Annotated in this window: 18 protein-coding genes; 14 read left to right on the top strand and 4 right to left on the bottom strand. The window is 46.4% G+C overall.

Going from position 1 to position 13,616, the window contains the following annotated elements:
* The 14 genes from ACXAD6_RS12045 (at position 1) to ACXAD6_RS11980 (ending at position 11,497) form a co-directional block, all read left to right on the top strand.
* On the top strand, positions 1 to 822 hold the full coding sequence (locus ACXAD6_RS12045; RefSeq protein ID WP_474969067.1) for a sugar phosphate isomerase/epimerase family protein: 822 nt from the start codon (positions 1 to 3) through the stop codon (positions 820 to 822).
* Positions 823 to 870: 48 nt separating this feature from the next.
* Positions 871 to 1,047 (top strand): hypothetical protein, encoded by a 177-nt coding sequence (locus ACXAD6_RS12040; protein ID WP_474969066.1) that lies wholly within the window; start codon positions 871 to 873, stop codon positions 1,045 to 1,047.
* A gap of 6 nt (positions 1,048 to 1,053) precedes the next feature.
* Complete coding sequence (locus ACXAD6_RS12035; protein WP_474969065.1) at positions 1,054 to 2,121, top strand: AI-2E family transporter; 1,068 nt, start codon at positions 1,054 to 1,056, stop codon at positions 2,119 to 2,121.
* Between the two features lie 333 nt (positions 2,122 to 2,454).
* On the top strand, positions 2,455 to 5,091 hold the full coding sequence (alaS, locus tag ACXAD6_RS12030) for an alanine--tRNA ligase (RefSeq protein WP_474969064.1): 2,637 nt from the start codon (positions 2,455 to 2,457) through the stop codon (positions 5,089 to 5,091).
* A gap of 63 nt (positions 5,092 to 5,154) precedes the next feature.
* Positions 5,155 to 5,427, top strand: coding sequence for an IreB family regulatory phosphoprotein (locus tag ACXAD6_RS12025; protein ID WP_027955310.1), 273 nt, complete (start codon positions 5,155 to 5,157; stop codon positions 5,425 to 5,427).
* Entirely contained in the window at positions 5,424 to 5,840 is a 417-nt protein-coding gene (ruvX, locus tag ACXAD6_RS12020) for a Holliday junction resolvase RuvX (RefSeq protein ID WP_474969063.1), read from the top strand. The genes ACXAD6_RS12025 and ruvX overlap by 4 nt, the downstream gene beginning before the upstream one ends.
* A 13-nt stretch (positions 5,841 to 5,853) precedes the next feature.
* Positions 5,854 to 6,138 carry a DUF1292 domain-containing protein gene (locus ACXAD6_RS12015; RefSeq protein ID WP_474969062.1) on the top strand — a complete coding sequence of 95 codons (285 nt, stop codon included), beginning with the start codon at positions 5,854 to 5,856 and terminating at the stop codon, positions 6,136 to 6,138.
* Between the two features lie 188 nt (positions 6,139 to 6,326).
* Positions 6,327 to 7,451, top strand: a complete 1,125-nt coding sequence (gene mltG, locus ACXAD6_RS12010) for an endolytic transglycosylase MltG (protein ID WP_474969061.1) — start codon at positions 6,327 to 6,329, stop codon at positions 7,449 to 7,451.
* A 248-nt stretch (positions 7,452 to 7,699) separates the two neighbouring features.
* On the top strand, positions 7,700 to 8,341 hold the full coding sequence (locus tag ACXAD6_RS12005) for an O-methyltransferase (RefSeq protein WP_474969060.1): 642 nt from the start codon (positions 7,700 to 7,702) through the stop codon (positions 8,339 to 8,341).
* Between the two features lie 34 nt (positions 8,342 to 8,375).
* Positions 8,376 to 9,029: a uridine kinase gene (udk, locus tag ACXAD6_RS12000; RefSeq protein WP_474969059.1), complete on the top strand. Its 654-nt coding sequence runs from the start codon at positions 8,376 to 8,378 to the stop codon at positions 9,027 to 9,029.
* 162 nt (positions 9,030 to 9,191) lie between these two features.
* On the top strand, positions 9,192 to 9,668 hold the full coding sequence (gene greA, locus ACXAD6_RS11995; RefSeq protein WP_027955316.1) for a transcription elongation factor GreA: 477 nt from the start codon (positions 9,192 to 9,194) through the stop codon (positions 9,666 to 9,668).
* Between the two features lie 157 nt (positions 9,669 to 9,825).
* Positions 9,826 to 10,497 (top strand): YrrS family protein, encoded by a 672-nt coding sequence (locus ACXAD6_RS11990; RefSeq protein WP_474969058.1) that lies wholly within the window; start codon positions 9,826 to 9,828, stop codon positions 10,495 to 10,497.
* Positions 10,498 to 10,513: 16 nt separating this feature from the next.
* Positions 10,514 to 11,203 (top strand): 5'-methylthioadenosine/S-adenosylhomocysteine nucleosidase, encoded by a 690-nt coding sequence (gene mtnN / locus ACXAD6_RS11985; RefSeq protein WP_474969057.1) that lies wholly within the window; start codon positions 10,514 to 10,516, stop codon positions 11,201 to 11,203.
* Positions 11,204 to 11,269: 66 nt separating this feature from the next.
* Entirely contained in the window at positions 11,270 to 11,497 is a 228-nt protein-coding gene (locus ACXAD6_RS11980) for a YrhC family protein (protein ID WP_474969056.1), read from the top strand.
* A 42-nt stretch (positions 11,498 to 11,539) separates the two neighbouring features.
* On the opposite strand, the gene sigK is transcribed toward ACXAD6_RS11980, so the two are convergent.
* From sigK to ACXAD6_RS11960, 4 genes are all read right to left on the bottom strand, one after another.
* Positions 11,540 to 12,253 carry an RNA polymerase sporulation sigma factor SigK gene (gene sigK / locus ACXAD6_RS11975; protein ID WP_027955319.1) on the bottom strand — a complete coding sequence of 238 codons (714 nt, stop codon included), beginning with the start codon at positions 12,251 to 12,253 and terminating at the stop codon, positions 11,540 to 11,542.
* Between the two features lie 202 nt (positions 12,254 to 12,455).
* A complete protein-coding gene (gene mnhG / locus ACXAD6_RS11970; protein WP_474969055.1) occupies positions 12,456 to 12,842 on the bottom strand; it encodes a monovalent cation/H(+) antiporter subunit G in 387 nt (128 codons plus the stop codon).
* The gene (locus ACXAD6_RS11965) at positions 12,823 to 13,134 is read right to left on the bottom strand and encodes a Na(+)/H(+) antiporter subunit F1 (RefSeq protein ID WP_474969054.1); all 312 of its coding nucleotides are present in this window, start codon (positions 13,132 to 13,134) and stop codon (positions 12,823 to 12,825) included. The genes mnhG and ACXAD6_RS11965 overlap by 20 nt, the downstream gene beginning before the upstream one ends.
* Entirely contained in the window at positions 13,135 to 13,611 is a 477-nt protein-coding gene (locus tag ACXAD6_RS11960; RefSeq protein ID WP_474969053.1) for a Na+/H+ antiporter subunit E, read from the bottom strand.
* Positions 13,612 to 13,616 lie beyond the last annotated feature (5 nt).

Here is a 13,616-nt window from a genome sequence, read left to right as displayed (position 1 = left end):
TTGAATCATAGATTAGGACTGTCAGGAAGTACGATATTATCCGATCCGGATCAGCTTTCTTTTTTATTTGAACGAGGCCTGGACCATGTCGAAATTGGTGAATTCCCGGATGATGCCTCCTATCAGACGTTCAGGCAGATGACCGACGATCATCACCTCGAAAGCTTCGGCATCCACTCCCCTTTAATCAGGGGAAGGAGCAAGTACGACTTGATTGAACATGTCGCTGTGGACCCGGAGCAGGCCAGGCAGGCATTTGAGCAGGAAGTCGCCCGCCTTGCTGCGCACGGGGCGGCCTATGTGCTTGTTCATTTTCCCTATTTTGCGGGAACCTCAACCAGCCCTTCTCAAAAAATCGAAGAAGGGTTAAAATTTTTACATAGATTGAAAGAAACCTATGCTCTGCCAATTGTCTGTGAGCCCAAGCTCGGCCGGAACCGTTCAGGTAAAGGGATGGAATACCTGTGGCGGTTTCCTGTTGAACTGTGGAAGCGTTATGATCTGGATATCTGTGTCGATCTTGGAGACTACCGGATGGCGGCAGGGGAGAATTGGCGCGCGTATGTGGAGCCTCTCCTGCCTTTTACGTCTGTCGTACACCTTCACAATGTCTGTTATATCGAAGACAAGTATTTCTGGATTCCGCTTCATCCGGACAAAGGGAAATGGAATGGGGCGTATGACATGGAGCCAATGCTGCAGATGCTTGGTGAAGGCAGGGGGAAATACTTCATATTCGAACATACGCCGCACGTGAATCCAACACCCGAAGAAGTGGACGAAGGAATCCGCTGGGTGAAGGACGTGCTCGGCGGGGTATGAATTTCCGTGATGAGGACATACTGAAGGGTAAAAAAAGGAGTATGTCCTATGCGGTGCCCGAATTGTAACAATAAAAACCTGGGAAAAATCGGTAGTGAACAGTATTACTGTTGGAACTGCTGTCTGGAGCTTTCAGTCGAGGATGGGAAAGTCAATATCAACCAGATCGAAGAGGATGGCAGTCTCAGTTCTCTGAATGATATCTTTTACCAACAGGGATCCTGATGTTTCATGGGTGAGCGTTCTTCCAAGTGGCTCAAACGATTAACCATCTTCTTTATTACCTTGTTGTCCCTGCTGCTTCTGGCCTGGCTTTTTCCTTATTATGAGCAGGGGCTGGCAGTGATCGGGAAGGTTCTTCTCCCTTTTGCTGCGGCCCTCGTGCTTTCGCTCCTGCTTCATCCACTGGTCCATGGACTTGAGGAAACCGGTGTTCCCCGGCCTATAGCCATTCTGGTCATCTTTCTGGCTTTTTTTACGTTGGCGAGCTATGGACTTTATAAAGGGATCCCGAGGCTGCTGGATCAATTGAAGCTTTTGAATGAGCATCTTCCAGCTCTTGTGGAATCGTATCAAGGCTGGACGAAGGAGTGGTATGCCCAGACCGAGCGGCTGCCGGACGGGATTCATAAAAAACTGGATCAGCGTTTTGAAGCTTTTGAAGGATGGATCAGTCAAAAAGTGATGACGGTTTTTACCGGAATCAGCGGTCTTTTCAATATGATTCTGCTGCTTGCTGTTATTCCTGTGATGACCTTCTATTTTTTGAAGGATTACAAAATGATCGGACGGTATTTACTCACCTTGCTTCCGCGAACGTGGCACAGGGAAGCCGGGCGTCTGGCTGTACAGCTGAATCACTCGCTTGGCGGCTACATCCGGGGGCAGCTGCTCATCAGTCTTGTTGTCGGTGTGCTGGCAGCTATTGGTTTTTGGCTGATCGATCTTCCTTATCCGCTCGTTCTCGGATTGATTGCGGGCCTCACCAATATCATCCCGTATTTCGGTCCGATCCTCGGGGCTGTTCCTGCTGTTGTGGTCGCTGTAACCGTGTCGGTGAACAGCCTGCTCCTTACCCTTCTCGTTGTCATCCTGATTCAAGTGATTGAAGGGAACCTATTATCACCCTACATTATGGGCCGGAGTATCCACACCCACCCTTTGTTCATCATCTTCGCCCTTCTACTGGGAGGGGAGATCGCAGGGATTCCCGGATTGATTCTGGCTGTGCCGGTTTTGACGTGTCTGAAGGTGATTATCGATGAAGTACGGGCTGGAAGGCTCCATATTGACAGATGAAGTACACTTCCCTATAATTACGCTTAGCGTAGACTTTTTGAACGAAGAAAACGATGAAGGAAACGAGTAGGTGCTTTATTCATGGACAGAGAGGCGTGTTCCCGGCTGTAAAACACGCTGCATGATCGTGCTGAACGCTATTCCCGAGTGCGGTTAACCCCCGCCGTAGTTATGCCGCGTTACAGGCATTCCAAGCTGACAGGTGCAGAACCTGTAACCAGGGTGGTACCGCGGAAAAACTCCCGTCCCTGCCGATGAAGGCAGAGGCGGGAGTTTTTATTTTTCTTCGTTCGTTACGGTCTCTCTATATATACTTAAGGAGGCAGCTTTATTATGAGAAATTTGACATCTGCTGACGTGCGTCAGATGTTTCTGGACTTTTTCAAAGAAAAAGGTCACAGCGTAGAACCCAGCGCATCACTCGTTCCCCACGAAGATCCGACGCTGTTATGGATCAACAGTGGTGTAGCGACATTGAAAAAATACTTCGATGGCCGCGTGATTCCGGATAACCCGAGAATTGTCAATGCCCAGAAATCCATCCGTACCAACGATATTGAAAATGTCGGCTTTACCGCCCGTCACCATACGTTTTTCGAAATGCTTGGTAATTTTTCCATCGGCGATTATTTCAAGAAAGAAGCGATGGCATGGGCATGGGAATTCCTGACGAGTGACCAATGGATCGGGTTTGATCCTGAGAAGCTGTCCGTAACCGTTCACCCCGAAGATGATGAGGCGTTCCAAATCTGGAGAGACAGCATCGGACTTCCAGAAGAGCGTATCATCCGCATTGAAGAAAACTTCTGGGATATCGGCGAAGGCCCGAGTGGACCCAACACGGAAATTTTCTATGACCGCGGGGAAGCGTTCGGCAGTGACGCCGGTGATCCTGAATTGTATCCAGGCGGTGAGAATGAGCGTTACCTGGAAATCTGGAACCTTGTATTCTCCCAGTTTAACCACAATCCGGATGATACCTACACGCCGCTTCCGAAGAAAAACATTGATACAGGGATGGGGCTTGAGCGGATCGTCTGTGTGATCCAGGAAACAGAGACGAACTTTGAAACAGACTTGTTCAAACCGATTATCGAAGCGACAGAGACAATGACCTCACACAAATACGGCGGCAGCGTCGAAGGAGATTCTTCCTTCAAGGTCATCGCGGACCATATGAGAACCGTCACGTTTGCTGTCAGCGATGGGGCTCTGCCTTCAAACGAAGGGCGCGGCTATGTTCTCCGCCGGCTGCTGCGTCGTGCGGTGCGATTTGCTAAACAGATCGGTATTGATAAGCCGTTCATGTATAAGCTTGTACCTGAAGTTTCCAATATCATGGTCGATTTCTATCCAGAAGTGAAGAAGAAAGAAGCCTTCATTCAGAACGTGATCCAGACAGAGGAAGAACGTTTCCACGAAACACTGAATGATGGTCTTCAGATTCTTTCCACCATCATGAAAGAGGAAACGGAAAAAGGAAGCACTGTCTTCCCTGGAACGGAAGTGTTCCGTCTGTATGATACGTACGGATTCCCGAAAGAACTGACAGAAGAGTATGTAGCTGAAGCAGGCTTTACCATTGATGAAGCCGGCTTTAAGGAAGAGATGGAGAAACAGCGGCAACGTGCCCGCAGTGCCCGCCAGAAAACCGATTCCATGCAGGTCCAGGACGGTGTGCTTGGTGAGGTCCATGTAGACAGTACTTTTGTCGGGTATGATCAGCTTACGGTTCCTTCCACGTTGGTGGAATTAATTAAAGACAAAGGTTTCGCCGAGAAAGCGGAGGAAGGCGACACCGTTTATCTTTTCTTGTCTGAAACACCATTCTACGCTGAAAGCGGCGGACAGATGGCCGATAAAGGCTGGATTAAAACAGATCACGGTGTGCTTGAAGTGACGAATGTCCAAAAAGCTCCGAACGGACAGCACATGCATGAAGCGTTCGTGAAGGAAGGAACGATTGAGAAAGGGGCACAGGTCACAGCAGAAGTCGACCAGGGAAGCCGTTCGTTCATTGTGAAAAACCATACGGCCACCCACCTGCTGCATCAGGCCCTGAAAGATGTTCTTGGTGAGCATGTGAACCAGGCAGGCTCTCTTGTCGCTCCAGATCGTCTGCGTTTTGATTTCTCTCACTTTGGAGCGGTAACCAATGAGGAAATGGAAAAAATCGAAGCGATCGTCAACGAAAAAGTGTGGCAGTCCATCCCGGTTTCCATTGAAATCAACTCCATTGAGGAAGCTAAAGCCAAAGGAGCGATGGCGCTCTTTGGTGAAAAGTATGGCGAGACGGTCCGAGTCGTTCAAGTAGGCGACTACAGCCTGGAGCTCTGCGGAGGCTGTCACGTGCTGAATACAGCGGAAATCGGCTTGTTCAAGATTGTATCTGAATCAGGAATCGGGGCAGGGACACGCAGGATTGAAGCGGTCACGGCTAAAGATGCGTATCTTTATATGAATCAGAAAGCTTCTGTCCTGAAGCAGGCCGGAGCTCTATTGAAAACATCTCCTGAACAGGTGCCGGAACGCATTGAAACCCTTCATAAAGAAATGAAGGATCTTCAGAAGGAGAATGACTCCCTGGGCGCGAAGCTGTCCAATATGGAGGCAGCCAGCATTCTCGATGAAGTAGAGCAGGTGAATGGCGTAAATGTGCTTGCGAAACAGGTGGATGTAAAAGATATGAACGCATTGAGAACCATGGTGGATGATTTGAAACAGAAAATCGATTCAGGGATTATTCTACTGGCTGCTCCAAATGGAGAAAAAGTTCAGTTGATTGCCGGGGTTTCCAAGGATTTGGTCGAAGAAGGCTATCATGCCGGCAAATTGATCAAAGAAGCCGCCACTCTGTGCGGCGGCGGAGGAGGCGGTCGTCCGGATATGGCTCAGGCCGGAGGAAAAGACGCTTCCAAGATTCCGGACGCGCTGCAATACGCCAAAGAGTATGCCGGTCAAAACTCTTAGTTTTTCCTGAACGAGATTTAGGTATATAATGGAGTAAATACATTTATGTGCGAGGTGACCGAAATGAGTTCAATGGATAAAACAATGCGTTTTAATTTTTCAGAAGAACCCTTCGATCAGGATGTCCAGTCTGTACTGCTTTCTGTTTACGGGGCGCTGCAGGAGAAGGGGTACAATCCGATCAACCAGATTGTCGGCTATCTGCTTTCCGGTGATCCTGCTTACATTCCCCGTCATCAGGATGCGAGAAATTTAATCCGTAAGATTGAACGTGATGAACTGATCGAGGAACTGGTCAAATTTTACATTAATGAGAATAAAGAGGGCAGTAAATGAAAAAAATAGGTTTGGATGTAGGCGAAAAAACGATAGGCATTGCCATCTCGGATGCCTTAGGCTGGACAGCCCAGGGCCTTAAAACACTTCACTGGGATGAACAGGACTATTCTACAGCGCGGGAAGAGCTGAAACAGATCATTGACGATCATCAGATTACGGAAGCTGTTGTCGGCTTTCCAAAAAATATGAACGGCACGGTCGGCCCGCGCGGAGAAGCCAGCCAGGTTTTCGCCTCCTGGTTGGAACAGGAATTTCAGCTCACTTCCCATCTATGGGATGAGCGGTTAACGACGATGGCAGCAGAACGCGTGCTGCTTGATGCTGATATGAGCCGGAAAAAAAGAAAGAAAGTCATTGATAAAATGGCAGCGGTCATGATTTTGCAGAGCTATTTAGATTCAAAACAATGAGGAGGATGTCTGTATGGCATTAGAAAAAGAAGAGCGCATTATTATCCCTGATGAAAATGGGGAAGAGCATTTATTTGAAGTCTTGTTCACTTTTGATGTGGAAAAGACCGGCCATTCCTATATCGCCGTTATTCCAGCTGAACAAAAGGATGGCGAGGAAGTGGAAGTCTTTGCTTTCCGTTTTGAAGAAAAAGGCAACGAGGAAGACGATCTTGCTCTTTATCAGATCGAATCAGATGATGAGTGGGAAATGGTTGAGGAAATGCTCAACACGCTGACAGATGAAAATCTGACATAATGCATGAAACGATAAAGCTGCCGGGAGCTCCCGGCAGCTTTTTTGTATGGGGACGATTGTTTTTGTATACCCTTGAGAAGAAGAACTATGTCACTGGCGTTCTTCGAATATTGTTGAAAATTCCGGGAATATGTAGAAAGATTCTCTCTACTTATAGTATAATGTACCGGATGAAAGGAGGAAGTCCGTTGTCTAATTCTGACTTTAAATCCCAATACCAAAAGAAATTGAAAAATAGAATAGAAGAAGCCGGCAAAGTGAGAAAAATTGTCGCCATCATTCTTACGGTTTTCACACTTGTGATTCTCATCGTAGGAATATCCGGGTACCTTTATGTGAAATCCGCACTCGAACCTGTCGATCCAGGAAATGATAAGCAGGTGGATGTGGAAATCCCGCTCGGTTCCTCTACTTCCAATATCGCTTCCATCCTTGAAGAGAACGATATCATCAAAAATGATATGATTTTCCGCTTCTATACAAAATTCAAAAATGAATCCGGTTTTCAAGCTGGAGACTATCAGTTCACATCCTCCATGACATTGGATGAGGTGATTGAATCTTTGAAATCCGGGAAACTGGTGAAGGATCCCGCTCTTACTGTCACTGTGCCGGAAGGACAGAATATAGAGCAGATTGCAGCTATTTACGCAGAAGAATTCTCCTTTACTGCTGAAGAATTCATGGACAAAATCAATGATGTCTCTTATGTAGAAACGCTGATGGAAGACTACCCTCAGCTGCTGACTGAGGATATCCTTGATGAGGATATCCGTTATCCACTGGAAGGATACTTATTTGCAGCCACCTATCCGATGTATGTCGAGGATCCAAGCATTGATCAAATCGTGAGGAAAATGCTGGACCAGACAACGAAAGTAGTCGCTCCCTACTATAGTCAAATCGAAGAACTGGATGATATAGAAAATGTCCACGATTTAGTGACCATGGCCTCCCTGTTGGAAAATGAAGCACGGACCGCAGAGAGCCGCCGGAAAATATCCGGTGTTTTTTATAACAGGCTGGAAGAAGATATGATGCTGCAGACCGATCCTACGGTCCTATATGCGAAAGGCGAGCATCAGGAAAAGGTCTACTACAAGGATCTGGAGATTGAGTCACCTTACAACACGTATCATGTGAAGGGTCTGCCTGTCGGACCGATTTCCAACTTCAATCAAAACTCCCTTCAGGCAGCTGTGGAACCTGTAGAGCATAATCATTTGTACTTCCTTGCAGACAGTGAGGGGGAAATTCATTATGCTGATACGCTGAAAGAGCATAATGAGCTGAAAGAAAAATACATCAATTAAATGACTGCGCATTACCTGTGCAAATGCAGTTTAGAACGGGACATTCTTTCATGAGTGTCCCGTTCCTTTTATAGGAAAACATAGAAGCATCCTTCCTTGCTATCCGTAATCCCCCCTTTAACGATAGGGTTCTGAAGTTTCTGTAAACGAACGCAGCTCTAAAGAACAATGGCGTTACCAGAGAGATTTGTGTTAAAATAATGGGGTTGTAAAAATGATGTAAATTTGTTGTGAAGGGATGAAGCAGGATGGAGCAGGAGAATTACCTACAATCGTTGCTCTCGAAGCCTTCCAAATCATTTCAAGATATGGAGTCGTTCGCTGAAGAACATAAGATACCGATTATGGAGCCGTTGGGAATGAACTTCCTTATGCAGCTGATCCGTATGCAGAAGCCGGAGCGGATTCTGGAAATCGGGACAGCCATCGGCTATTCAGCCCTGTGTATGCTGGAGGCCTATCCTGCAGCCCGTATTACGACCGTTGAAAGAGATGAATGGCGCTATAAGGAAGCCTTGAAAAATATAGAAAACATAGAGGCCGGGGACCGTGTTTCTGTCATCTTTGGGGATGCGCTGGAAACAGGGGACCAAGCACGTGAAGAAGGCCCGTATGATGTGCTGTTCATTGATGCAGCCAAAGGGAAGTATGAGGAATTTTTCCACTTATATGCCCCGATGCTGAAGGATGACGGGGTCATCATTACGGATAACGTTCTATTTAAAGGCTATGTTGCTGATGACCGGGAAGCCAGTCCACGGATGGCGAAAATAGCGGGTAAAATCCGTAAGTTCAACGAATGGCTTGTCAAACACCCGGATTATGATACAACGATTGTGCCCATCGGGGACGGCGTTGCCATTACAAAGAAGAAAAGCAGTCACAGCTGACTCACGGATGGGATGAAAGGAGAACCACGTAACTATGAACGATAAACCGGTAGTCATTGGTGTAGCAGGTGGTACAGGTTCTGGGAAAACGAGTGTTACCAGATCCATTATCCAGCGCTTCACGGATAAAACTTTATTGATGATCGAACAGGATTATTATTATAAGGATCAAAGCGATGTCCCTTTTGAGGAGAGACTTGAAACGAACTATGATCATCCTCTTGCTTTTGATAATGACCTGTTGATGGAACATCTCCAACAGCTGATCGACCAGAAATCCGTTGAAAAGCCGGTGTATGATTATAAAATGCATACCCGTTCGGATGAGACGATCCACGTGGAGCCGAAGGAAGTCATCATTGTTGAAGGGATCCTTGTTTTGGAGGATGAACGCCTCCGTGATATGATGGATATTAAAGTGTTTGTCGACACAGATGCTGATGTCCGGATTATCCGCCGCATGATGAGAGACATTAATGAGCGGGGACGCACCCTGGATTCGGTGATTGAGCAGTATATTAATGTCGTCCGCCCGATGCATCTTCAATTTGTAGAACCTACGAAAAGGTATGCGGACATCATCATTCCAGAAGGTGGACAGAACCACGTGGCTATTGATCTGATGGCTTCGAAAATCCAGACGGTTCTCTATGAAAAGGGTTTACTGATAGACGAAGAAAATAGTTGAAATACTGGCAAAAATCTGGCATAGTTTTCAATAGTAGTTCTAAAACTTTATGTCCTCGGGTAAAGTATAGTAAATCTCTACAATGAGCGTACAGATGTACTGCTCATTTCCTATATTAAGGACATCTCATTTTTTCTTGTACTAAAGGAGTGTAGACGGACCATGGCAGAAGAAAAAAGTTATTATATGACAGAAGAAGGAAAACAGAAGCTCGAAGATGAGCTTCATCACCTGAAAACAGAGCGCCGTAAAGAAGTGGTGGAACGGATTAAGATTGCCCGCGGCTTCGGCGACCTTTCCGAGAACTCGGAGTATGATGCAGCGAAGGACGAGCAGGCCTTTGTTGAAGCGCGTATCACACAGGTGGAAAATATGATCCGCAATGCCGTTATTATTGAGAATGACAATCAGAATCCTGACACGGTAACAATGGGTAAATCCGTAACCTTCAAGGAACTTCCTGATGGAGATGAGGAAACGTATACCATTGTCGGCAGTGCAGAAGCTGATCCTTTCGAAGGGAAAATCTCCAACGATTCTCCGATGGCCCAGAGCCTGATCGGGCACGTTGTCGGTGATAAAGTGAAAGTAGCCACACCAGGTGGAGAGATTGACGTTCAAATTATTACGGTGGAATAGAACGAAAGACAGGGGATGCCCCTGTCTTTTTCTTCATCTATATTTATAGACCAAAGGGGAGCTGTTATTCCCCGGGAAATAGAGAGGACCTTGGATGGATTGGTCATAACAGCCGGATATTGTATAATGTACGGCGTATTCAAAGGAGGAAATGAACATGGCAGATAAGCATACATCCGAGTCCCGTACCGGGCGTTTTGAGAAAAAGCGTCAATGGACCAAACGACTTCCGTGGCTTGCTGGAGCGGCCGGGATATTTGCAGTGCTGTTGATTTCTTTGATGTTATTTAGCGGAGATGATCAGACCGGACAAGCTCAGAATCCGGAGGAAGAACAGCAGGTGGACACTACAAAGGATGGCACCCAGGAGGAACAAGAGAAAGAAACTGAAAAAGAACCTGAGGAAGAAGCCGATCCTGACAAAACAAGCGTATCCCTGGAAGGATTTGAAGAACTGGAGCCGATTAAGGAAGAGGAAGGCCTGCAGATAGAAGAAAGCGACGACCCTAACGTAGAAAGTGTCGTAACTAAGGACTGGCCGGTTATTCCGACAGAGATGGATACGAACGGCAGTCACAGCATTTCGTACATTAAGGGTACACAGGACTACAAAGAGCTTCAGGAAGCTGTCAGAAGCGCTGTGAACCTTTCTGAGGACAATATTATTTATTGGTGGATTGGAAACGATGGCGGCCCGCAAAAAGCTGTAGCCACCGTTTCTGATAAAAGTAAGACCGGATATCTTCGTGTGCATGTCCAATGGGTGGACAACGAAGGATACAAACCGGTGAAACTGGAAGTACTAAACGAAAAAGTCGTGGAAAGATAGAAAGGACGTATGGATGATGGCGATTGGAATTATTGGAGCAATGGATGAGGAAGTCGAACGCCTGCAGGCGGAAATGACGGATAAGGTAGAAAAAGAAACGGCTGGGAGCTTGTTTATCGAAGGCATGCTGCGAGGGAAAAAAGTCGTTCTCCTTAAATCAGGAATCGGCAAAGTAAACGCAGCTGTTTCGACAACCATTCTGCATGAGCAGTATGAGATTGAAAGTGTCATCAATACCGGATCCGCGGGTGGTTTCGCTGAAGACCTGGAAGTCGGAGATATTGTCGTATCTGACTTTGTTACGCATCACGATGTTGACGTAACAGCTTTCAAGTACGCCTACGGCCAGGTGCCTGGTATGCCGGCGATGTATGAGGCGGACACTGTCCTGGTGGAAAAAGCGATGAAGGCGGTCGGGAGCACAAATGCCCGTGCGGCCAAAGGGATTATTGCGACCGGTGATTCCTTCATGCAGGATCCGGAGAAGGTGGCTTTCGTCAGAGACCGCTTTCCTGAAATGATCGCTGCCGAAATGGAAGCGGCAGCCATCGCTCAGGTTTGCTACAAATACGGCACACCCTTTGTCGTGCTGCGTGCGTTATCCGACATAGCGGGAAAAGAGTCTTCCATTTCCTTTGATCAGTTTCTACCTGTTGCTGCCGAAAATGCAGCACAGATGATCATGACGATGATCGAAGCCGATTGACAGCCTTTTCCACCTTTTTTGATACCTCCATTATGATACGATGATGGAAATCGGGAGGTGGAGGAGTTGGCATCAAGAGAAGCTTCATCCGTGAAATTAAAAGACTATCAAAGATTTGTTTTGACACTCATCATTTTAAGCGCTTATCTTTATGCAGGAGCGTTAATCAGTCTGTATGTGTATGAATCCCGGGCTCATTTATATATGTATCCTGTTATATCCGCTTCATCAGCGGCTGCCTTTTTCATGATTCTTAAAATGAAAAAGTGGAAACAGCAGTCGGTCGGGGAATAAATACCGAAAAAGCTTCATTGACTATTGTCAATGAAGCTTTTTTTATGAAAGGCCTCCCTGCTTACTCTGCTTATAAAATTCATGAAAAATCTTCATTAATGCCCTTTTTTCAATACGGGAGACATAGCTTCTTGATATCCCAAGTTCCTTGGCAATCTCCCTCTGTGTCTTCTCCTCTGTTTGATTCAGTCCATATCTGAAGATGATCACCTCTTTTTCCCGATCATCAAGCACATTAATAAAATCCTTGATCTTTTCAAGCTCCATGTGAAGCTGGATTTCCTCAACGATGTCGGTGACATCTGCCTGCAGAATATCGAGGAGGTTGAGTTCATTCCCTTCCTTGTCGTGTCCGATCGGATCCTGAAGGGAAACATCCTTGCTCATTTTCTTCGTGGATCTGAGGTGCATTAAAATTTCATTTTCGATACACCGGGCGGCATAAGTGGCCAGTTTTGTTCCTTTTCCAGTCGAGTAGCTTTCAATCCCCTTGATCAGTCCTATCGTACCAATCGAGATCAAGTCCTCGAAATCTTCCTTCGTATTCTCGAACTTCTTGACGATGTGTGCCACAAGACGGAGGTTATGTTCGATCAGTTTGTTCCGTGCCTCATGACTGCCCTCGGCCATCAACTGGAGCTGCTTGGCTTCTTCTTCCGGTGAGAGGGGGTTGGGGAAGGCCTGGTTTTTTACATAGGACATGAAAAAGAGGGACTCTTTGAAAAAATAAAGGATCGAAGCAATCAGACTGCTCATGGATGCACCTCCTCATGAATTAGGCAACTGCCTATCTCATGTGTATGTAGAGAAAAGGGGCTCCGTGCTTGTCTGCAATTAAAAATAAAAGGCATAACGAAGGAGATGAGGAAGATCTTCATGATAAAGAAAAACCCGTGCGGTGTTTGAAACTCGCACGGGTTTTGACGTATAAAAACGTTTGTCTACGCTTTTTAATTCTTTATGAATCCTGAGCCTGGTTTTTTCGTTCCTTTTCCAGATCTTCTGCATAATCATCCTGCACACTTTTATCCCATAGGGGCACGCCGGCCCGGTAGGCGGCTCTCGAAATCATATGACCGGATACAGGGGCGGTCAGAAGGACAAAGAAGATTCCAAGCAGCAGTTTCCCGCTGACGATTCCATTCTCTACATAGAGAAAGAGGAATGCACCGATCATTATGCCGGCCACTCCGAGTGTAGAACTCTTTGTAGCCGCATGGAGACGGGTATAGACATCGGGGAACCGAAGAATCCCAATGGACCCTGAAACAAGGAAAAAGGCACCGCTCAGCAGGAATAGACAAATGACAATATCAAAGATGAGGTTAATCCACGTCCCGCTCAATAATAACACCCTTTTCTAAGAATTTCGCCAGAGCTACTGTTCCGATAAACAGGAGAATTCCGATCAGCAGCACGACGTCATTGAATTTGGTTGTCACAAGCAGGACGGCAATCAGCCCTGCGAGGGCCATTAAATTAATTCCGATGGTATCCAGAGCAACGGCCCGGTCCGGGTTTGTCGGACCGAGAATCGCTCTGTAAAGAAGAAGGATGACAGATGCAGCAACCGCTACAATGGCGATGATGGCTGAAGTTTCAATCAGTGTCTGTGTTGTATCTAAAACAGCCTCCATTTAACGTGTCACCTCCATGATTTGTTTTTCAAATGAATTCTTAATATCATTAATGCTTTCCTGTACGTCGGGAATATCCATCGCATGAATATAAATCTTTGTATGGTCCTCACTGACTACAACAGACAGCGTTCCAGGGGTCAATGTAATCAGGTTGGCAAGCAGCGTAATTTCAAAATTCGTTTTTACATCAATGGGAAGGGCGAAAATCCCCGGCTGCATATCCTGCTTCGGTTTGTACACATATTTCAGTATATCCAGGTTGGACAGGATCAGCTCCCGTACAAACAGGAGAATCAGCTGGACAAACTTCCACGTCCGTTTCATGTAAAAGGAATCAGGGACGAAACGACGTAAGAGAAACAGAAGAATAATCCCGAGAATATAGCCGACAAGAAAAGAGGTGAATGTGTAACTTTCACTCAGGAACATCCACATGATGGCGATAATGATGTTCAGTACAATTTGTAATGGCATCGGCT

The organism is Halobacillus sp. ABH2_015, assembly GCF_056158945.1.
Note: the sequence above shows the minus strand (reverse complement) of the source record. Positions and strands in the feature narration are given on the sequence as shown.

Excerpts from the sequence above, each read along its gene's own strand:
- ACXAD6_RS12040 (WP_474969066.1), top strand. The coding sequence starts at position 871 with ATGCGGTGCCCGAATTGTAACAATAAAAACCTGGGAAAAATCGGTAGT.
- ACXAD6_RS12035 (WP_474969065.1), top strand. The coding sequence starts at position 1,054 with ATGGGTGAGCGTTCTTCCAAGTGGCTCAAACGATTAACCATCTTCTTT.
- alaS (WP_474969064.1), top strand. The coding sequence starts at position 2,455 with ATGAGAAATTTGACATCTGCTGACGTGCGTCAGATGTTTCTGGACTTT.
- ACXAD6_RS12025 (WP_027955310.1), top strand. The coding sequence starts at position 5,155 with ATGAGTTCAATGGATAAAACAATGCGTTTTAATTTTTCAGAAGAACCC.
- ruvX (WP_474969063.1), top strand. The coding sequence starts at position 5,424 with ATGAAAAAAATAGGTTTGGATGTAGGCGAAAAAACGATAGGCATTGCC.
- ACXAD6_RS12015 (WP_474969062.1), top strand. The coding sequence starts at position 5,854 with ATGGCATTAGAAAAAGAAGAGCGCATTATTATCCCTGATGAAAATGGG.
- ACXAD6_RS12005 (WP_474969060.1), top strand. The coding sequence starts at position 7,700 with ATGGAGCAGGAGAATTACCTACAATCGTTGCTCTCGAAGCCTTCCAAA.
- udk (WP_474969059.1), top strand. The coding sequence starts at position 8,376 with ATGAACGATAAACCGGTAGTCATTGGTGTAGCAGGTGGTACAGGTTCT.
- greA (WP_027955316.1), top strand. The coding sequence starts at position 9,192 with ATGGCAGAAGAAAAAAGTTATTATATGACAGAAGAAGGAAAACAGAAG.
- ACXAD6_RS11990 (WP_474969058.1), top strand. The coding sequence starts at position 9,826 with ATGGCAGATAAGCATACATCCGAGTCCCGTACCGGGCGTTTTGAGAAA.
- mtnN (WP_474969057.1), top strand. The coding sequence starts at position 10,514 with ATGGCGATTGGAATTATTGGAGCAATGGATGAGGAAGTCGAACGCCTG.
- sigK (WP_027955319.1), bottom strand. The coding sequence starts at position 12,253 with ATGAGCAGTCTGATTGCTTCGATCCTTTATTTTTTCAAAGAGTCCCTC.
- ACXAD6_RS11965 (WP_474969054.1), bottom strand. The coding sequence starts at position 13,134 with ATGGAGGCTGTTTTAGATACAACACAGACACTGATTGAAACTTCAGCC.
- ACXAD6_RS11960 (WP_474969053.1), bottom strand. The coding sequence starts at position 13,611 with ATGCCATTACAAATTGTACTGAACATCATTATCGCCATCATGTGGATG.